Origin of the sequence: Chryseobacterium joostei, assembly GCF_003815775.1 — a bacterium.
Classification (GTDB): Bacteria; Bacteroidota; Bacteroidia; order Flavobacteriales; family Weeksellaceae; genus Chryseobacterium; species Chryseobacterium joostei.
This window is the reverse complement of the sequence record NZ_CP033926.1, coordinates 1,516,624-1,537,888: the sequence shown is the minus strand read 5'-3', so window position 1 is coordinate 1,537,888 and position 21,265 is coordinate 1,516,624. Positions and strand designations below refer to the sequence as shown.

Below are 21,265 nucleotides of genomic sequence, written 5' to 3'. Positions count from 1 at the left end.
TGAAATATATTAAAATTGTAATTTTTGCTAATTTTTATCTATTCATTCTGCTTGATTTGCGGGTTATTATTAATCTCTTTATTCGGTATTTGGAACCTGAATTTATCCGGTGTGAGGTTAAATCTTCCAAAAGTATGGTTCGTTCCGGTATATACTCTTTCTAAAGGAGTGTTGAGTCTTTTCATATCAAACCAAGCGTAACCTTCGCCCCAAAGCTCAATTCTTTTTTGAAGGATGATTTCATTAATCAGCTCACTCCCTGTTTTTGAAGATAGGGTATAGGCCTTATCTCTTTTGGAGGCAATTTCAAATAATACCTGCTTGGCTTCTGTTTCTCTTCCTTGTCTTGCAAGGGCTTCTGCTTGTACATAATATAAAGAAGAGGCTCTGATGTAAATATAATCACCCTCAAAAAGACTAGGATCCTTAAACTTCCAGCTTACATAGGCAGGATAGTTTTTTGTCTTTCCGTTAAAGGTATACTTGGCTCCCTGACTTCCGTTAAATACTTTTTTACGGTAATCTGTTTCCGGAATGGCTTCATACAGACGCTTATCTATCAGTTTGTAGATTTGGGCAGCTCCGGCATATCCTTCATTGGTATTATCAAACATCGAGAAGAAAGAAGCATAATAGTTTCCGATACTCATCGTAGAAATGGTATTATGGAATCCCCAAATAACTTCAGGGTTATTGATGGTGGAAAATCCTGTAGAGGTGTACTCATTTTCTGTCATCAGAGCAACACCCTGCTTACTTTCTTCGGCATACTTTCCTGCTTTAGCATAGTCTCCGGTTTGCAGAAATATCTCAGATGCAATGGCTTTTGCCGTTCTTTGATCTATCTGGGCTCTGGACGGACGTGCAAAGCTATCCAATAGTACAATAGATTCTTCTATGTCCTTGGCGATTTGTGTGTATACCTCGGATACTGTTGATCTTGGAAGTCCTTGGTTAGGATTGCTGCTTGTAAGAACAAGTGGTACTCCCGGTTCCGATTGGTGTCCTTTATAATCATTGGCGTAAAAGCGAACGAGATAAAAGTAGGAATAGGCTCTTAAGGCAAGGAGTTGTCCTTTAATGGCTCTATTTTTAGAACTATTATCATTTTTTAAATCATCAAGAAGCTTATTAATTACAAATATCCTTGCATAAAAAGTGGTCCAAACAATCTCTGAGGCAGAATTGCTGGCATTGGTGGCGTCATAATTATAGAACATTCCCAAATGCTGGTTTTTAGCTTGTATCACATCATTAGACATCAGGTCTGCACCTGCTTTTATAGCCATAATTCCAAAGTCAGAATGAAGAGTTGTCCCTCCGGCTCCGTTGCTTCGAAGATCCAGATAAATCCCGCCTAGGATTTTTTCAGGTTTAGATTGATCGTCATTCAGTTGTTCACCAGAAATATCACTTTCCGGTAAAGTATTCAGATCATTGGCGCAACTGTTGGTAAGGAGGCCAATACCTATGGCTGCTATAAAGTATTTTATTGTTTTCATAATTTCTTTTAAAATGTTAGTTTAAAGCCAAGGGAAACACTTGATAAGAGAGAGTATTTGTATGGATCAGATACTCCTGTTAAGGAAGCTCTTGGATCATATCCCTTTCTTTTAGACCATAGATAAAGATTGTTTCCTGTCAAATAAATTTTTAATCCCGATAAGCCTGCCTGTTGAGCAAAACCATCCGGAAGCTGATATCCTAATGTAACATCCTGAAGACTGATATAATCCGATTTTATCAGATAAAGTGTTGAGTTTTCGTTCTGGCTAGTGGAAGTCAGGTCAACACGTGGCAAGGCTGCATTTGGATTTTCCGGAGTCCAGGTTTTATCCAGATCAGTTGTGTAATTAGAACCGTAAGTATTAGAATGGAATAAGCTTCTGTAAATATCATCATAACCATATCCGCCAAACTGGTAGGCAAAATTAACGGCCAGACTAAATCTTTTGTAGGTAATATCCGTTCCAAATCCACCATATACCTTTGGAATTGCTGATTTCCCTGTATTATAATCGGTTGCTTCCTTATAATTGTTGGTAATGGTTTTCTCTGCCTGTTGAGTAGTAGGATTGATGGAAGTACGATACCATAAAGCATCTCCATTCTTAGGATTTACTCCTGCAAACTCTTTTAAGTAATAGGTATATCTGTCTCCACCCTCAGCTAAGATGAATAATCCTGTTACAAGCCCTGTATTTCTTTGTTCAGCAGGAAGCTTTGTGATTTTGTTTTTATAATGAGTGGCATTGGCATACACATTCCATTGAAGTTGTTCTGTATGAACCAAATCTATAGTAATGTTAGCCTGAACTCCTCTGTTGGTCATGTCCCCGATATTCCCATACTTCACATAAGAACCCGCATTAGATATAGGCAAAGGAAGCGTATAGATCATATCTGATACTTTTCTTTCAAAATAATCAGCATTTAAGTTGATTCTGTTGTTTAAAAGAGAGAGCTCAAAACCGGCATTCAGGTTTTTAGAGGTTTCCCATTTTAAATCTTTATTTCCTTGTTTTTTTAGAGACAGAACAGGTTTATCATCCCCAAAATTGTTGATTCCATAAATATCCTGATACGCATAGTAGTCTCTTGTGGTGCTGTCCAGAAGGATGTTGTCATTTCCCTGCTGTCCATAGGAAGCCTTTAATTTTAAATTGTTAATTACAGAGTTGTCTTTAAGGAAGTCCTCTTTAGTAACGTTCCATGCCACACCCAATCCATAAAAATTACCCCATCTGCTCTCCGGAGAAAAAACAGAAGAACCATCTCTACGAATATTGGCATTAAAGAAATACTTACCATCATAATTATAAAGTAACCTGGAGAAATATCCTTCCACAGCATATTCATAGCCGTTTCCTGAGAGGTCTGTGATCTTTACGGCATTATCAAAAGACAATGAGTTAGGTAATAAAAGCTGTTGCTTTGTTCCGGAGAATCCCTCACTTTTTATCTTGTTTAATTCATGACCAATAAGGATATTAAAGCTGTGCTTATCCAGTTTCTTTTGATAGGTAAGCAATTGCTGGTGATTCAAGGTGTACTTAAATATAGATCCCTTAGAAATAGTTCCTCCTACCGATGAAGAAGTTCCTCCTTCTGTATTTCCAAACTGAAGATTCTTTAAGTTTTCAAGATAGGCTCCAAAATTATAAGTGAAATCTAATCCCTTAACAATTTCATAGTTTAACCCCAGATTGATATTGGCAATATTGCTGGTGGTTTGAGACTTATCTTTTTGTAGATTTCCTACAGGATTTTCAAAAACGGCATAGGATCTTGTGGCGCCATTGGGACCTTGCCCGTCTCCATAGTCGTATAAAGGATTTCCGCCAGCATCATATAGCATCTGATAATTGTCGTCCCTAAGAAAAACAGGATAGAAAGGAGATATATTTCTGGCAAACTGAAACGGGTTAGAAAAACCACCTGTTTCTCCAAAATTCTGTTGGCTATAGGTATAAGACAGAGCACTTGTTAATTTCAGCTTTGGAGTAATCGTATAATCCAGGTTAGATCTTATCCCAAATCTTTCGAATCCTGAAGAAATAAGATAACCCTTGTCATCCAGATAATTAAGTGATGTGTAAGATTTCAACTGATCACTACTGGCATTGATTCCCACGGTAGCTTCTCTCCTTAATGCAGGTTTGAAAAGTAACTTCTTCCAGTCATCTTGGTACAATAACTGAGCATCAGGATTAAAGGATCCGTCCTGTCTTATTAACTTGTTAAAAGGAACATTGTATACATTGTATCCCAGACCATTTAGTGCTTTAAGTGCCTCTTCATGAGGAGTATTGACTGATGGAGTTGCTCCTGGTTGGCTTAACCTTGCAATCTCTCCAATTCTTGCTCTGTTATAATACGCAGTATAATAATCCTGAGGTGAAGTATACACCGAATAATCCTCAATAGATCTGAAATTGACTCCGGTTTTTACATCTGCTTCAATATGCAGTCCTTTGCTTTTACCTCTCTTGGTATTCACAATAATAACTCCGTTGGCTCCTCTGGAACCGTATAATGCGTTGGAAGAAGCATCCTCAAGAAAGGAAATACTTTCAATATCTGATGAAGAAATACTGTTCAGGTCCCCGTTGTAAGGAATACCGTCCAAAACTATTAAAGGATCACTGGAAGCATTGATAGAACCAATTCCTCTCATTCTTATCGTAGGCTGGGAGCCGGGCTGTCCGGAAGAAATTACCTGTACACCGGCAACCTTACCTCCAATTCCCTGAAGTACATTTCCATTTTGAAGATTAGACAGGTCTTTCGTCTTTAAAGACTGTACCGACCCTGTTATTTCTTCCTTTTTCTGCTTTCCAAAGGCTACCACCACCACTTCCTTGATGGAGGTCTCCTGAGAAAGACTGTCTTTTTTCTGTGCAAAGCCATATTCCGCGAATAAGAGCACAGCCAATACACCAAGTTTGCATTGTTTTTTTCTCATTATATTAATCTTAGGTTTAAAAAATTGAATGTGTGTATTACTATTTATCTTCCCGATTAGGAAAATAGATCCCCAGCCTCCTTTTTCAGGGAGGTGCTAGAAAGAAAATGTTAAAATAGAGGAGATGTACCCGGATTAAATAGGCCTTGAGCTTATCGGGCTTTAATTCCTACAATAATGTGCATATTTCTTTGGGATTTATGGCATCATCATTTTACACATCATAGATCCAAAACACATGTCCTTAGAACCGATTTTGTGTTTTGAAAGACCGTTTTCTGTAGAACATTGAAGTTGAACAGACGGTTTAGCCACGATAGTGTATAGGTAAGAATTAAAGTCATTCTTATTCATGAGAATAGAGTTTATTTTTTTAACTGGGTCAAAATTATTTATTTATTCGTGAACCCCTGCAAATAGGGCATATGAGAAATATCATATAAGTCTACTAATTTAGTAGGGTAATTGTAAAATTGAATTCTATTATCAATTTAAAATGATTTAACTTATTGTATGTCAGTATTTTGAATTGTGTGCTGAAAATCTTCAAAAAAAATAAAAAAAATGGATTTTAACACATGAATAAAAATTAATAATATTAGTCTATTGATTTTATAGACTTTTTACGTATTTTGTGCCCCAATAATTTTAAGGGAGCTTTATCCCGCTATCCACTCATACTCCTCACGCCTGCATAGAAAGCCGTTGCCCATTGCGGGGTAACCGTTACTATCGGGGCTAGGAAAAACCTGTGGATTACAAATGATATTGTCATTACATCCTTTTTGTTATATGTTTTTCAGGTTGAAATTCTTTTACAAAAAAAAATAATTATATTTTTGAATAGCTGTATTTACAAAGCCTTTTTGTCAAATGCAAGCTCAATACTATTATGAAAAAATACTTTACTTATATTATACTATTGGGGTTTCCTTTGCTAGGAGCTCAAAATAGATCGATTGAAAATTCCGGCTATCAACAGAGCTGGACGTTATTAGAGCAGGAAAATGAGGCCATGGCTTTTGATGCCGATGTAAAATTATCTGATGCGGAAACAATATTGGATAAAAAACTATTTCAGCTAAGAAATGACTTCCTTGATGAAACAAAAAAGCAAAAAATACCTTTATATAACCGTTCTTTTAATGAAATAAAGCCATTAATAGAAGACAGTAAACTGTTCAGTCTATTTCAAACCATGCCGAAAGGAGGCCTTTTGCATACCCACAGTGGTGGTTTGGCAAATGCCAAATGGGTGATTGCAGCAGCAAGAAAATACAAAGAATGTTATGTTTATGATCAGGAAGATACTAAAGAATTCATCTTTGGTCAGATGGCTTTCTTTGAAACTGGAAAAGTTCCAAAAGGATTTGTAAATCTTAACCAGAAATTAGCTTCAAACCCTGATTTTGAGAAAGAATTAACAGAGCTTCTTATCCTGAAAAGAGATAATCTGTGTTCCTATACAGACTATTGGATTGAATTTGAAAAGCGTTTTCAAAGAATTAACCTGCTTTTACCTTACCGTCCTTTTTTCAAGGAATACTATTTAAAAGGCTTTCAGGATCTGGCAAAGGATAAAGTACAGCATGTAGAAATCAGATATATTTTTGAAGAACTTTATGATTTTCAACATGGAAAGTATCCTTTAAAAACCTCGATCACAGACTTACAGGATCTTGTTAAAGAAATACACAAGTCCAACCCTGAGTTTAGTCTGAAGTTAATTTACTCAAGCTTTAAGTTTTTCGATAAGGAAAGAATTGAAAAAGAACTGGAAACGGCCTTTAAACTCAAGAAAGAATTTCCGGATATGATCTCTGGCTTTGATCTGGTTGCCGATGAGGCTGCAGGAAAAAGCATTAATTTCTTTCAGGACAATTGGGCAAAACTCAATGAACTCAATAAAAAATATGGGGTAGAGCTGCCTCTTTTTCTTCATGCAGGCGAAAGTAATTCTGTCTTTAATAAAAATGTTCTGGATATTGCATTACTGAATAACCAGAGAATTGGTCATGGTCTTAATCTGATCTATTTTCCAAAAACAATGGAGCTGATCAAAAAGCAGGATAAGCTGGTTGAGGTAAGTCCAATCAGTAATCAGATTTTAGGATACGTGAGCGATTTGAGAAATCACCCTGCCAGAGTTTTAATGAGCAATGGGGTGCAATGCTCCATTAATAGTGATGATCCTTCTGTATATGGGTACGACGGCCTTAGCTATGATTTTTGGGTAGCTTTTGTATACTGGGAACTGGATGTAAAAGCCCTGAAAAAACTTGTCTTCAATTCCATAAATTATTCTTCTATGAGTAAGAATGAAAAGAAGAATGCCGTAGAGCATTTGAATAAGCAATGGAACGATTTTATCCAGCAAGCCAATAAGAAATTAAACTAATATTAGAAAACCGGGTATTTTGATGATAAGAAAGTTATTGTGATAATACCGGATATACCTATACAAAATAAGGTGAGTTACTAAACTCACCTTATTTTGTATCTGCAAACTTTACAATATTGGTTTTCTTTATTTGAATTGTGCTTAATTTTTTATTCTTTGCAAATTCAGATCCTGAAAGTCGAAGCTAAAGTCTATATTGGGAGAAATTCCTTTCATTTTTATGCTTTGTGCTTTTCCATCTTCATCTAAATTAAACATGGCAAAGGCATCACAGTTCATATCTTTATAATCCCATTTAATGGCAAAAGTATTTGCTTTATAAAAGCTCATTGGACCATTTAGCTTTGGTGAGCGATAAGATTTGAACCACAGTTGATTTCCTTTTAAGAAAATTTCAATTTTCCCAAACCATTTATCCTCATACAATCCAATTAAATCCTCGTTTTTTATGGCTGTGTTTTTTGCTTTGCTTACCGTTTCCCAAACCTTTTTAGTTATATCATCCCCGGATTCTTTTTGAGACTTAAAATAAGCGGCATACTTATCTACCCAACCGAAATCATTAAGTCCTAAATAACTGTCGATAATGGTTTGGCTAACCGATGAGAAAACTCCGGAACCTCCATTTTCTGTATTGGTAAGAATAACAATCCCCAGATTTAAATCAGGAATCATAGTAACAATAGAAAGCATTCCAGGTAGGCCACCAGTGTGAGAAACACTCAAATTTCCTTTCATATCAGATAAATTCCAGCCTAAACCATACCCGTTGAAATGCTGGTTATATCTTGGGTTAGGATTAACTTGATCAACCGTATGGATGGTCCACATTTCATTTTGTCTTTCTTTGCTAAAAAGCTGTTTATCTAAACCGGAACCATATTTCCCTTTGTTTAGCTGAACAAGCATCCATTTGGACATGTCATCAACATTGGAGACTATTCCTCCGGCAGCACCATTTACCATTGCCCCGTATAAAGATATTTTTTTAATACTGCCTGATTCTGAGGAATGGGGAGAAGCCATTAAGCTAATATCTTTTACCTGGTTTATAGAACTAAAAGAATTTTGCATTTGCAGTGGTTCCATAATACGTTTTTGGATAAAAGCCTCCCAGCTCATTCCACTTATTCTTGCAACGACTTCACCCGCCACCAAATACAATTGATTGTCATAATTAAATTGGGTTCGAAAACCAGAAACAGGCGCGAAATACTGGAAAGACTTTATTACATCCTTAATGGTAAAGTCTGTACCATCAGGAAACATCATTAAGTCACCAGCTCCTAAACCAAGCCCACTACGGTGGCACAATAAATCTTCTATCGTAAAGTTTTCTGTCACATAATCATTATACATTTTAAATTCAGGGATGTATTTTTTGACATGATCATCCCAGGAAAGTTTTCCTTCATCTACTAAAATGGATAAAGCAGCCGTCGTAAAAGCCTTGCTGTTGGAGGCAATTTCAAAGTTTGTATGCTCATCAATAAGAGATTTGGTGTCTATTGATTTTACACCATAGCCTTTTTTGTGAATTACTTTCCCATCCTTTACAATGGCTACAGCTGCCCCTGCAACATGGAACTTTTCTATTGCATTACCTACAAGTGCATCAACTTCTTTAGAGGTTATTTGGCCGGATAAATTGCTGCTTGCAAATAATGTGGTAATGGTAATAATGAATAGAGACAATTTTATTTTTGTCATAATGGAATATTTTTCATGGTTTTATTTCTCACTAACCTCACGATTTGAGGAAAGTGAATATTAGCAAAACCAAAGCTATCGATTAATAATCTAACTTCAAAACACTAAATCAACTTTAAATTATGCATGAAAATCAAGAAAATTTCTTTGATAGCACCTATGAAATGTCAGTGTCTGAAATTGCCTGCCGGCAAGGATTCGAGCATCCACAATCCTTTCATCGTTTATTTAAAAACCGTACATCAGTTTCTCCACTGGAATTCAGGGCATCATTTAATTAATTGAATATTCTGGAAATATTTTGAATTCAGAGATTGGATTGCAAATTTTTTAACCAAGTTGTTCTAAATTTATTATTTATTTCAAATAGTAATAAAATTACTATTATTTTTTATTAAGTATTTGATGTTTAATAAGAAAAATATACTTTTGCAGTCAATAACATGGAATCATGACTGATGATGTTATTACAAAAAACTAAAACTAAAAACAAAACCTGAAAACTAATTAAACCATGAAAATGAACCAAACTATACGGTATCTGCTAATTCATAACAGTTAATTGTTTCCAACAATTTAAAACAAAGTAAATCTTTAAAACTCCTTTAAGTCAACAAGTTGTATTTAACTAAATATAGCTTATTTGATTATTTTTTCCAATCATATGGAAATGATATTGAGTTATGGAAATCATAACAGGTATTCCACTATCAATTAGTGAAAAAGGATGTGAAGAAGATTGCTGTTTTACCAGTTATGATGCAACACAATTTTATCGACGAAAATAATTTCAAGATCAACGTTTATTCATTGATTAAGGCTTTTGTTTTTGTATGAATTCAGCTTAAAATCAAAAAAATATCATTATAAAACCAATCAATTTTTACACTATTATGACAAAAAAACTACTAATCGTTGCCTTTGCAGGTCTATCGAGTACTATGGCTTTTGCAGCCGATTTATATGTTAGAAATGGAGGAACAGGCGGAGCTTATTCTACGGTAAGTGCAGCCATCACAGCTGCTTCAGATGGAGATAGAATCATCATTCAGCCCAAAACAAACGGGGACCCTTATATAGAAAACCTTACGATCAATAAGTCGCTGACATTTGTTTCCGAAACTAATTATAGTAGATATTTCATTAAAGGAACTATTGCCATCAATCCGGCTGTAGGGAGAGTGGTAACCATCAGTAACCTGACCTCTGGGAATTATACTATCAACGATATCACGGCTAGCGGACCTACGTCTGGAGGCAGAACAACCATCAATCTTTTGAACTGTGATTTGAATAATGTCTATACTAATCAAATCAATACTACCACCAACATTTCAGGTTGTACAGTTAGAGGAAGTATTAATTTTACCCATGGAAGAGTTACTGCTAACAAAGCACAGTTTATTGCCGTCTATGCTCTTGCTGCAGATACCAGCCCTGCTACATCTGACGTTGAAATTTATGGGAATGCTATTGATAATGTGTTATCATACACACAAACAAGTTATGTTTTCAAAATCTATAATAATTTTTGCTCTCGTATCTCTGTTCATGGGATTAAAGCAGGCAGTTTTAACGAAATTATTAACAATACCGTTTATGACCCCAATATTGGTGATGTGGCTCCTTTATACATTAGTTTAAATAGTAATACAATTACCGGAAATATTGCCATTATGAATAATGCTGTTTCTTTTGCGGTAGGTCAAACCAATGCTTGTATTCAAAACAACAGTACGAATGCGACTGTGACAGCCAGCTACAATGTATTTACCAATCCGTTTGTAACACAAGGTAATATGACCCAAAGCAACAATTCAGGATCAGTAAATATGAACTTCGATAATGTAGCATATACAGTAACCGGAATGAATGCAAATGCCGGAAATCCTGATATAAAATACACAGATTTGGACTTAACAAGAAATGACGCAGGCCACTACGGCGGATCAAATAGTTGGGCAAATTATTGGCCTGCAAATGCTGATACTAAACCACAGATAAACTATCTGGTTACTCCACGAATAATCAGTGGTGGTACATTAAATATCAATGGATCTGGTTTTTCTAAATAATACTTAATGATATAACAATATGAAGAATTATATCTATAGTATCATCGCTTTGCTTATGGTCATATTGTGCCCTGCACAAGTGTTCGTAAGCCAGGCCGAATATTTCTGGGATGCCGATCCTGGAGCCGGAAACGGTATTCCTGTATTGGCCACTGATGGAAATTTCAACAGTGCATTTGAACAACTCACCAAAACGGGGATCGCCACACCGGGTAACGGCTTGCATAAATTCTCCATCCGTATTAAGGATAATACGGGAGTTTGGGGACCTGTTTTTACCAATGTTATTGATGTTCAGCAAAACCAGACCTCTACGCTAATTGCTCTTGCGCAGGCCGAGTATTTCTGGGATGCCGATCCTGGAGCCGGTAATGGAACTCCTGTATTGGCAGCTGATGGTAATTTCAATAGCGTTTTCGAACAACTTACCAAAACAGATATTGTTACACCTGGTAATGGTTTGCACAAATTCTCTGTCCGTATCAAAGACAATACGGGTGTTTGGGGACCAGTTTTTACCAATGTTATTAGTGTTCAGCAAAACCAGACCTCTACGCTAATGGCTCTTGCACAGGCCGAATATTTTTGGGATACCGATCCGGGAGCAGGAAATGGTACTCCGGTATTGGCTGCCGATGGGAACTTTGACAGTTCTTTTGAGCAACTGACCAAAACAGGAATTGCTTTACCTTCTAATGGCTTGCATGTATTTAATATCCGTATTAAAGACAATGCTGGTGTTTGGGGTCCTGTTTTTAAAAATGTTATTAATGTAGAAACTCCAACTCCTACAGGATGTTGGCAGAGTCTTAGTGTAGGAAATGGGTTTTCCGCAGGAATAAAAGCAGATGGAACCTTATGGATTTGGGGTAGCAATGATTCTGGACAAATAGGAAACGGAACTACAATTGATAGAAATACACCGATCCTAATAGGAACAGCAACAGATTGGAAAAGCGTTAGTATTGGCTTTAGCCACACTATAGCACTAAAAACAGATGGTACATTATGGGGCTGGGGTAGAAATGATTATGGGCAACTGGGAGATGGAACTACAATAGCCAGAAAAGTACCTACCCAAATAGGAAATGCATCAGATTGGAAAAGTATCCATGTTTCATTCAATCAGACGTTTGCTATAAAAACAGATGGAACACTCTGGAGCTGGGGATTTAATTATTATGGGCAACTAGGTGATGGGACTACTACTAATAAGCTTGTGCCAGCTCAAATAGGAACAGCTACTAATTGGAAAAGTATAGAACCAGGTTCACTGCATACTTTTGCTCTCAAAACAGATGGAACACTTTGGGGATGGGGATATAATTATTATGGCCAATTAGGAGATGGAACTCAAGTCAGTAGATTGTCTCCAGTTCAAATCGGAACAGCAACGGATTGGAAAAGTGCTGCTGCTGGTAGTTATCACTCAATCGCACTAAAAGCAAATGGGGCATTATGGGCCTGGGGAAGTAATACTTTTGGTAATTTAGGTGACGGAACTATCATTAATAAAAGTTTACCTATACAAATAGGAACGGAAACAAACTGGAACAATATATCTGCTGGTAACGGTGTTACATTCGCCACAAAAACAAATGGAACATTATGGTCATGGGGTAACAATTCCAAAGGGTTATTAGGTAATGGTACAACTGGAAGTATTAATACTACGCTACCTACACAAGTAGGATCATCATCAGACAATATGCAGAGTTTTGTGGGGGAGAATCATGTTCTTGTAAAGACTATTGATGGATATTTAAAAGTTTGTGGAGAAAATTATTTTGGACAGCTAGGTAATGGTGCTAATAATAATATAAATTCGTTTATTTCTATTGCTTGTCCTACAATTTGCTCTCTTCCAACACAATTTTCAACAACAAATGTTACTTCAAAAACGGCTACTCTTAGCTGGACAGGATCAACTGGAGCTCCTAGTGGAGGCTATTCGTATCTTTATAGCACAAACTCAGTTCTTGGAGGTATAGAGGGAGTTACTTCTGCTGCTACAACCAATTTGACAAATTTATTACCGAACACTACATACTATTGGTGGGTAGCATCTAATTGTGGATCTGGTCAGGTTAATTGGATACCAGCAGGTTCCTTTACTACACTTCCTACAACTGAAACTGGCTGTTGGGAAAGTGTGAGTGTTGGTAATTATCATTCGATAGGAATCAAAACAGACGGAACGCTATGGACTTGGGGTAAAAATGGTGCTGGACAGTTAGGAGATGGAACTACAATTACGAGAACTACCCCAACACAACTAGGAACCGGGAAAAATTGGGTAAAAATAGCAGCCGGATACGCACACACTGTAGCCATTAAAGCTGACGGAACACTATGGAGTTGGGGATATAATGCAAGTGCGCAGGTGGGCGATGGAACCACAATTTCAAAAAATATTCCAACACAAATCGGAACTGCAACTGATTGGGCAAATATTGCTGCTGGGGATCATTATACAGTAGCTCTAAAATCAAATGGAACACTTTGGGCTTGGGGACTTAATATAGATGGGCAGCTAGGAGATGGAACAAAAATAAACAAAACTATCCCCATACAAATTGGAACAGCAAATGATTGGAAAACCATAGCGGCTGTTGTAAATCATACTATAGCCACTAAAACCGATGGAACACTGTGGACTTGGGGAAGTAATACGAATGGACAACTGGGAAATGGAACTAAAACGGAAAAACTTATTCCAACAAAAGTCGGAACAGCTACAAATTGGAAAAATGCTTCTGGTGGAGTTTCTCATACTATTGCCATCAAAACCGATGGTACACTTTGGACCTGGGGGGATAATTCCTCTGGACAATTAGGCGATGGAACTACAACGGCTAAATTGAATCCAACACAAATCGGAACCGCAACAGATTGGCAGAGTGTGAAAGGGGACTATTATGGCTCTTCCATAGCAATCAAAACAGATGGGACTCTTTGGAGTTGGGGATATAATACCTATGGTCACCTAGGTGATGGTACAAAAGTTCCAAAAAATATTCCTACAAAAATAGGAACATCTACTGATAGAAAAATTGTTGCAGCAAATTCATTTAACACACTTGTAATAAGTACCAATGGATTTTTATCGGGCTGTGGTTTTAATGATTACGGTCAGATAGGAGATGGAATAACTATTAATAGAACAATTTTTGTACCTGTTGGTTGCCCTACGAGTGATGTTTTAAGAGTCGATGCTGTTTCAACACAGTCGGATCAACTGAAGGTATATCCAAATCCGGTACAGAATGACTTAATGGTTTCTTTTGATCAAAAGATTCTTTCGGTAACAGTTTACAATGCTGCAGGACAGCTGGTACTTACAAAAGCAATCAATGATACTAAAGGAACGATTAATGTTTCTGCTTTACCATCAGGAGTTTATCTGGTTAAAGTAAATGCAGCCAATGACTTCGTGAAAACGGTAAAAGTGATTAAGCGATAAGCATTAAAGTTTTAATACAATAGCTAAGATCTCTTGAAATTTGAAATCTTTCATAATAGCGCCACTTAAAAATAAGTGGCGCTATTCTTTACTATTCTGTTTCTCAGCTTATCAAAGGGCATAGTGCTGATATTTAGTAGTATTATTCTTGATTTATTATTTCAAAATCCATAATAAAACAATACTTTTGCAATCAACAATATAAAGCCATAATGGCTTTATATTGTTTTCTTAAAAACTAAAAACTAAAAACTAAACACGAAAACTAATTAAACCATGAACTACACTACATTTATTTTACTAATTCATCACAACTAATTGTTTCAACAATTAATAACAGCATTAAAACTTTGAGACTTACTTAAAGTAGCAAGTCGTATTGAATCTATATGATTCTTTTCTGAAAGCATGCTATACTGTAAAAAGATCATAGCAGGTTAAATCAATTTGGGAATGACAAAAGCTTTGAGCAATATCTGAGAAGTTTGATGTTATATGAGTTCTGATGTTACACTATTCTATCAACGAAAATAATTCCAAGATCAATGTTTATTCATTGATTAAAACTCTTGTTTTTCAATGAATCCAATTTAAAAATCAAAAAATATCATTATTAAACCAATCAATTTTTATACGATTATGACAAAAAAACTACTAATCATTGCCTTTGCAGGCTTATCGAGTACCATGGCTTTTGCAGCCGATCTGTATGTTAGAAATGCCGGAGCCGGCGGAGCTTATTCTACTATAAGTGCAGCTATCACAGCTGCTTCAAACGGAGATCGTATCATTGTTCAACCTAAAGCGAATGGAGAAGCTTATATAGAAAATTTGACAATAAATAAATCCCTGACTTTTGTTTCTGAAACTAATTATAGCAAATACATTCTTCAGGGAGGTGTTAACATTGACCTGGCAGCGGGAAGAGTGATTACCATTAACAATCTGAAGACAGTAAACTCTATTAATGGTATATTGACAACAGGAGCAGCAGTTGGAGGAAGAACGACAATCAATATTTTGAACTGTGACTTGATTAGTGTGTCTACCACTACCGCCAATACTACTACAAATATTTCCGGTTGTAATATTAATGGACCTTTGCAGATTTCCCATGGAATATGTACGGCTAACAAAGCATCGTTTATTACCGTCTATTCTTTCCAGCAGGAAACTTCCATGGCTACATCTGATGCTGAGGTTTATGGTAATATATCTACAGGAGCAATAGCTAACTCTCAACCCTATTATGCTTTTAAGTTCCACAATAATTTTTGTGACGCTTTTTGGATACGTGGTATAAAAGACGGAAGTTCTAATGAAATCATTAACAATACAGTTTATAGACCTGCTGCCGCTAACTTTTATCCAGCTGTTATTTACATTGGTTTATATGATAATAGTCTTACAAACACAGGAGACCTTGCCATTATGAATAATGCTGTTTCTTTTGTGCCGGGTCAAAGCAATATCTGTATTCAAAACAATCATAATAATGTTAACGTGACGGCCAGCTACAATTTATCTACCAATCCGTTTGTAACGCAAGGTAACATGATCCAAAGTAACAATTCAGGATCGGTGAATATGAACTTTGATAATGTTGCATATACTGTAACTGGAATGAATGAGAATGCTGGAAGTCCTGATATAAAATATACAGACTTAGATTTAACAAGAAACGATGCAGGACACTATGGTGGTTCTAACAGCTGGGCTAATTATTGGCCGGCAAATGTTGGCAATAAACCTCAGGTAAACTATTTGGTAACTCCAAGATCTATTAACGGTGGTACTTTGAATATTAACGGATCCGGTTTTTCTAAGTAATACTAAATGATATAACAATATGAAGAATTATATCTATAGTATCATCGCTTTGCTTATGGTCATGCTGTGCCCTGCACAAGTGTTCGTAAGTCAGGCCGAATATTTCTGGGATACCGACCCGGGAACAGGAAACGGAACTCCTGTATTGGCAGCTGATGGGAGTTTTAACAGCGTTTTTGAACAACTCACCAAAACAGGGATTGCTACACCGGGTAGCGGTTTGCACAAATTCTCTGTTCGTATTAAAGATAATACTGGGGTTTGGGGACCTGTTTTCACCAACGTTATTGATGTTCAGCAAAATCCAACAACAGCGCTAATGGCTCTTGCACAAGCCGAGTATTTCTGGGATAATGATCCTGGAACCGGAAACGGAACTCCGGTATTGGCCACTGATGGAAGTTTTAATAGTGTTTTTGAACAATTAACCAAAACAGACATTGTTACACCAGGTAATGGTTTGCACAAATTCTCTGTTCGTATTAAAGATAATACGGGTGTTTGGGGACCTGTTTTTACCAATGTAATTAATGTTCAGCAAAATCCGACATCTACGCTAATGGCTCTTGCACAGGCCGAGTATTTTTGGGATACCGATCCGGGAGCAGGAAACGGTACTCCGGTATTGGCTGCTGATGGTAGCTTCAACAGTACTTATGAACAACTGATCAAAACAGGCATTGCTTTACCTTCTAACGGTTTGCATGTATTTAATATCCGTATCAAAGACAATGCGGGTGTTTGGAGTCCTGTTTTTAGAAATGTTATTAATGTAGGAACTCCAATTACCTCAGGCTGCTGGGAAAGTTTTAGTGCAGGAAGTCTGCATTCAGTGGGAATAAAAGCAGATGGTACACTATGGACATGGGGTAGTAATTCTGAAGGGCAGTTAGGGGATAGAACCACTGTTGATAGAAAGGTCCCTATACAAATAGGAACAGCAACAAACTGGCAAAGTGTGAGTGCCGCAGGTCGTCAAACATTTGCTATTAAATCCGATGGTACCCTTTGGGCATGGGGATATAATTATGATGGACAACTGGGAGATGGAACTAAAGTCAACAGATTGAGCCCTGTTCAAATAGGAACAGCAACGAATTGGAAAAGCATCAGTGCCGGAGTTAATCATATGTTAGCTATCAAAACCGATGGGACATTATGGGGTTGGGGGCATAACGTATTTGGACAATTAGGAAATGGTGCAAACACCAATACAATTGTTCCTGCACAAATAGGAACAGCAACAAATTGGAAAAGTGTAGCACAAGGTATAGTGCATACTCTTGCCATTAAAACAGACGGAACATTATGGGCATGGGGATATAATGCTGATGGCCAGTTAGGTGATGGAACCGCTACTTCAAAGAATACTCCAAAGCAAATAGGAACCGCTACGAATTGGAAAAGTATAGATGCCGGTAACAGTCACTCTGTAGGACTTAAAACAGATGGAACACTATGGGCATGGGGGAATAACTCTAATGGACAGTTGGGTAATGGAACTACAGGCGAAAAAAGTAGTCCAACACAGATAGGAACTGACACCAATTGGGCCAATATAGATGCCGGAAGTACTTTTACTTATGCGAATAAAACAGATGGAACACTTTGGTCATGGGGCAATAGCTCCTATGGACAGCTGGGTGACGGTACAAATGGAGCCGTGAATGTTTTATCACCTGCACAGGTTGGTTCCTCTTCAGACAATATGCTGATTTATGCCGGAGGTAATCATGTTCTTGTAAAAAATGTTGATGGATTTTTAAAAGTTTGCGGACGAAATGATTTTGGACAGTTAGGTGATGATACCAATATTCAAAAAAATACGTTTGCTTATACTGCCTGTCCTTCTAATTGCGCTTCACCAATGCAATTTTCAACATCCAATATTACTGCTGCAACGGCTACCCTTAACTGGACAGCATCAAGTTCAGCTCCTAATGGAGGGTATTTGTATATCTACAGTACAAATCCAATTGTAGGAGGTATAGACGGAACGACTTCTACTACAACAGCAAATTTGAGCAATTTATTACCTAACACCACTTACTATTGGTGGGTGGCATCTCATTGCGGATCCAGCCAGAGTAATTGGATGCAGGGAGGCTCATTTAAAACACTTCCTGCCGCTACAACAGGCTGTTGGAAAAGTGTGAGTACTGGTGGTTTTCATTCTGTAGGACTCAAAACAGATGGTACATTATGGACATGGGGGCTTAATGAAGTTGGACAATTGGGAGATGGAACTACAAGTTCAAAAGATACTCCTATGCAAATCGGGACCTCTAATAACTGGTCGAAAATCATTGCCGGAAGTTCTTTTTCGGCAGGGCTCAGAACAGATGGAACACTATGGGCATGGGGTAGTAATCTGGATGGCCAATTAGGCGATGGAACTACAATCAATAGAATGACCCCGGCTCAAATTGGAACAGCAACAGACTGGGTAAGTATTGCCAGTGGGAATGATTATATACTGGCTATAAAATCCAATGGTACCCTTTGGGGCTGGGGACGTAATGAGTATGGCCAATTAGGAGATGGTACTACCATCAATAAAACGGTACCTACACAAATAGGAACAGCTACAGATTGGAAAATGGTAGCACCAGGAGTAATGCATACTCTTGCCTTGAAAACCAATGGAACATTATGGGCCTGGGGAAGTACCACTTATGGAAGATTAGGTAATGGAATTTCAACGACGATAGAAATAACCAGCCCTATTCAAATAGAAACAGCGACGGATTGGAAAAGTGTTGGTGCAGGATATCTTCATTCAGTAGGTGTGAAAACTGATGGAACGCTATGGGGTTGGGGACATAATTCTGATGGCCAATTAGGCGATGGAGCTACAGCCTATAAAACGACTCCTACACAAATAGGAACCGAAACCAATTGGAAAGATGTTGATGCCAACCGTTATCATTCTTCTATGGGAATCAAAGCAGATGGAACACTTTGGGCATGGGGTTATAATGATTATGGGCAACTGGGAGACGGAACCAAAAACAGAAGATTTACTCCAACGCAAATAGGAACATCTAATGATAAACAAAGTATTGCATTAGGAAGCTATAATACATTCGTTATCAATACTAATGGGTTTTTATCAGGCTGTGGCCGTAATGAGTATGGTCAGATAGGAGACGGCAGTGCTCTTCAAAAGAAAATTTTTGTACCTCTAGCTTGTCCAACAAATGCTAATCTAGCAGTTGATAATGTTTTAACAAAGACAGATCAGCTGAAAGTATATCCAAATCCGGTACAGAATGATTTAACGGTTTCTTTTGATCAAAAGATTCTTTCGGTAACGGTTTACAATGCAGCAGGGCAGCTGGTACTTACGAAAGCAATCAATGATACTAAAGGAACAATTGATTGTTCTGCTTTCACTTCAGGAATTTACTTAGTTAAAGTAAATGCAGCGAATGACTTCGTGAAAACGGTAAAAGTGATTAAGCGATAATCCTTAAAATTTTAATACTAAAAGATTTCTTGAGATTTGAAATCTTTCAACATAGCGTCACTTATTTTTTAAGTGGCGCTTTTTTTTAAAACTAATCAATATTTTTGATACATTAAGTGAACCAAAAGCAATAACCAATTAACATTTAAAAACCATGAAAAAAATAGCATTCATTTGTTTCTTTCTCTTCAACCTTTCAGTTGTCAGTGCACAAGTTATAGAATCGGGAAATCGCAGTACTAAGGGCTATATTAAGTCGGATGGCACAATTGAAAACAGCAACCGTTCTACAGCAGGGTATATCAAGTCAGACGGTACGATCGAGAATAAAAATCGTTCTACAATCGGCTATATCAAAAGTGATGGGACCATAGAAAATAGCAGCCGTTCCACCGTAGGCTACGTGAAAAAAGACGGTACAGTAGAGAGTAGCAGTCGCTCAACCCTTGGGTATATCAAAGATGATGGAACGGTAGAAAATAGCAGTCGAAGTACGATTGGCTATGCGAAAGGAATTAAAAAAGAATGGGCAGCGGTGGTGTATTTCTTTTTTAAGTTTGATTAATCCTCTAAGCTGAGGTGAGGAAAGGAAATTCTCCGTTGAATATATAAGTTAAAAGATAAGGCTTGGATCTTTTCCTATGGGTAAGAATAGATGAAAGAATAAAATAAGGATATGAGATGTCCGGCTGACTATTATACCAGACTTTGTGGTATTGGAAAGAACAAAACAATAGATCATGATATCTCTGCATCCCTTATCATAACCCCCTCCAGGGGCTATGATAAGGGGGGCTACCCTATAAATAACGTCCTAAAGCCCTTTGAATAAGTGTCTCTAGCCCGTTATGTAACCGGTTCTATCCCCTTAGGTAAGGGGGGGTAGGTACTTCCTCAAGGGGGTAAAGGTGGTTGGGAAGACCTTCGAGGGGGTTAGGGAAGTACCCAGAGGCCCTTTGGAACGGTCTACAGCCTTTGTAGTGGCGTTTTTTATGAATTTTATAGTTCTTATGTAGGCGCTGAATCTGCTATTTTGCTTACCTGTTACCTATAGAAATCCATTAATAATATTCAAATACTCTTTCTATTTTCAGTTCTAAAGTTCCGTGATCATCCACTAGCTCTTCATAAAGAAAATTGCCCTGTGGGTCAGACTTTACATTTTTATAGGTGAGCTTTTTTTTTTTATGTTTGGCCCTATCTTCAACAAGCATTCCGCTTTTTATGCCGTTGGTGTAGGTATAAACCATGGTATTATTAACGGGGGTTCCATTAAAGTTTCCGGTTTCTTCTGTTTTTATAAGGCGGTTATTTTTGTCCAGATACAATAACTTATTGAGTGACATAGGGGGTGTATCAGATATTGAAATTCTTCTGTACAGCGAATCTGAAACTTTTTCAAAATAGCCTGTAACATCTACCTTTTTGCTTTCAGCATTCATGGATTTGAAAGTGCGTTTGGCTTTATTCTTTATATCATAGATGAGAATATCACTAATCAGCCTTCTATCCGGAAATTCGCTGTTGATGGTGTTATAGGATTCAATTTTTGTAAGAAAGCCATCTTTGTCAAAATAAGAAATACTTTTATCAACATCCTGGTTAGAAAAAGTAACGATCTCCGTAATTTTTTTGGGATGTCCTTCATAGTTAGAAAATTTCAGATCATTAACGATTGATTTTTCCTGACAGCTTACAAGGGTGTATAGTGAAATAAACAGATAGCTCAGTATTATTTTCATAGGGTAGGTGCTATGGAATTCTATAATTTCCGATAACGCTCAAATATAGACAAATACATCAGTCTTTTTTTTAATCTTTGGATGTTTTTTCAACTATTGTTTTTGTTATG

11 protein-coding genes and 1 pseudogene are annotated in these 21,265 nt (G+C 37.1%); 7 read left to right on the top strand and 5 right to left on the bottom strand.

Annotated elements, in window-relative coordinates:
* Positions 1 to 38: 38 nt before the first annotated feature.
* The 3 genes from EG359_RS07075 to EG359_RS22395 form a co-directional block, all read right to left on the bottom strand.
* A complete protein-coding gene (locus EG359_RS07075; protein ID WP_076352175.1) occupies positions 39 to 1,502 on the bottom strand; it encodes a RagB/SusD family nutrient uptake outer membrane protein in 1,464 nt (487 codons plus the stop codon).
* 8 nt (positions 1,503 to 1,510) lie between these two features.
* Positions 1,511 to 4,465 (bottom strand): SusC/RagA family TonB-linked outer membrane protein, encoded by a 2,955-nt coding sequence (locus tag EG359_RS07070; protein ID WP_076352174.1) that lies wholly within the window; start codon positions 4,463 to 4,465, stop codon positions 1,511 to 1,513.
* Between the two features lie 198 nt (positions 4,466 to 4,663).
* Entirely contained in the window at positions 4,664 to 4,819 is a 156-nt protein-coding gene (locus EG359_RS22395) for a hypothetical protein (protein WP_164463048.1), read from the bottom strand.
* 538 nt (positions 4,820 to 5,357) lie between these two features.
* Here EG359_RS22395 and EG359_RS07065 point away from each other — a divergent pair.
* Positions 5,358 to 6,863, top strand: a complete 1,506-nt coding sequence (locus EG359_RS07065) for an amidohydrolase family protein (RefSeq protein WP_228434923.1) — start codon at positions 5,358 to 5,360, stop codon at positions 6,861 to 6,863.
* Between the two features lie 144 nt (positions 6,864 to 7,007).
* Here EG359_RS07065 and EG359_RS07060 read toward each other — a convergent pair whose 3' ends face one another.
* Positions 7,008 to 8,576, bottom strand: a complete 1,569-nt coding sequence (locus tag EG359_RS07060) for a serine hydrolase (RefSeq protein ID WP_076352172.1) — start codon at positions 8,574 to 8,576, stop codon at positions 7,008 to 7,010.
* 152 nt (positions 8,577 to 8,728) lie between these two features.
* Between EG359_RS07060 and EG359_RS07055 the strand changes: the two are divergent.
* From EG359_RS07055 to EG359_RS07030, 6 genes and pseudogenes are all read left to right on the top strand, one after another.
* Positions 8,729 to 8,857, top strand: a pseudogene (locus EG359_RS07055) (helix-turn-helix domain-containing protein); the annotation flags it as partial.
* Positions 8,858 to 9,469: 612 nt separating this feature from the next.
* Positions 9,470 to 10,651 (top strand): autotransporter outer membrane beta-barrel domain-containing protein, encoded by a 1,182-nt coding sequence (locus EG359_RS07050; protein ID WP_123867297.1) that lies wholly within the window; start codon positions 9,470 to 9,472, stop codon positions 10,649 to 10,651.
* A 19-nt stretch (positions 10,652 to 10,670) separates the two neighbouring features.
* Entirely contained in the window at positions 10,671 to 14,114 is a 3,444-nt protein-coding gene (locus EG359_RS07045) for an RCC1 domain-containing protein (RefSeq protein WP_084180308.1), read from the top strand.
* Between the two features lie 639 nt (positions 14,115 to 14,753).
* Positions 14,754 to 15,944, top strand: a complete 1,191-nt coding sequence (locus tag EG359_RS07040) for a right-handed parallel beta-helix repeat-containing protein (RefSeq protein WP_123867296.1) — start codon at positions 14,754 to 14,756, stop codon at positions 15,942 to 15,944.
* Between the two features lie 19 nt (positions 15,945 to 15,963).
* On the top strand, positions 15,964 to 19,413 hold the full coding sequence (locus EG359_RS07035; RefSeq protein ID WP_076352168.1) for an RCC1 domain-containing protein: 3,450 nt from the start codon (positions 15,964 to 15,966) through the stop codon (positions 19,411 to 19,413).
* 154 nt (positions 19,414 to 19,567) lie between these two features.
* On the top strand, positions 19,568 to 19,978 hold the full coding sequence (locus tag EG359_RS07030) for a 5-fold beta-flower protein (protein WP_076352167.1): 411 nt from the start codon (positions 19,568 to 19,570) through the stop codon (positions 19,976 to 19,978).
* A 496-nt stretch (positions 19,979 to 20,474) separates the two neighbouring features.
* Here the strand turns inward: EG359_RS07030 and EG359_RS07025 are convergent, their stop codons facing one another.
* Positions 20,475 to 21,155 (bottom strand): hypothetical protein, encoded by a 681-nt coding sequence (locus EG359_RS07025; RefSeq protein WP_076352166.1) that lies wholly within the window; start codon positions 21,153 to 21,155, stop codon positions 20,475 to 20,477.
* Positions 21,156 to 21,265: the final 110 nt, after the last annotated feature.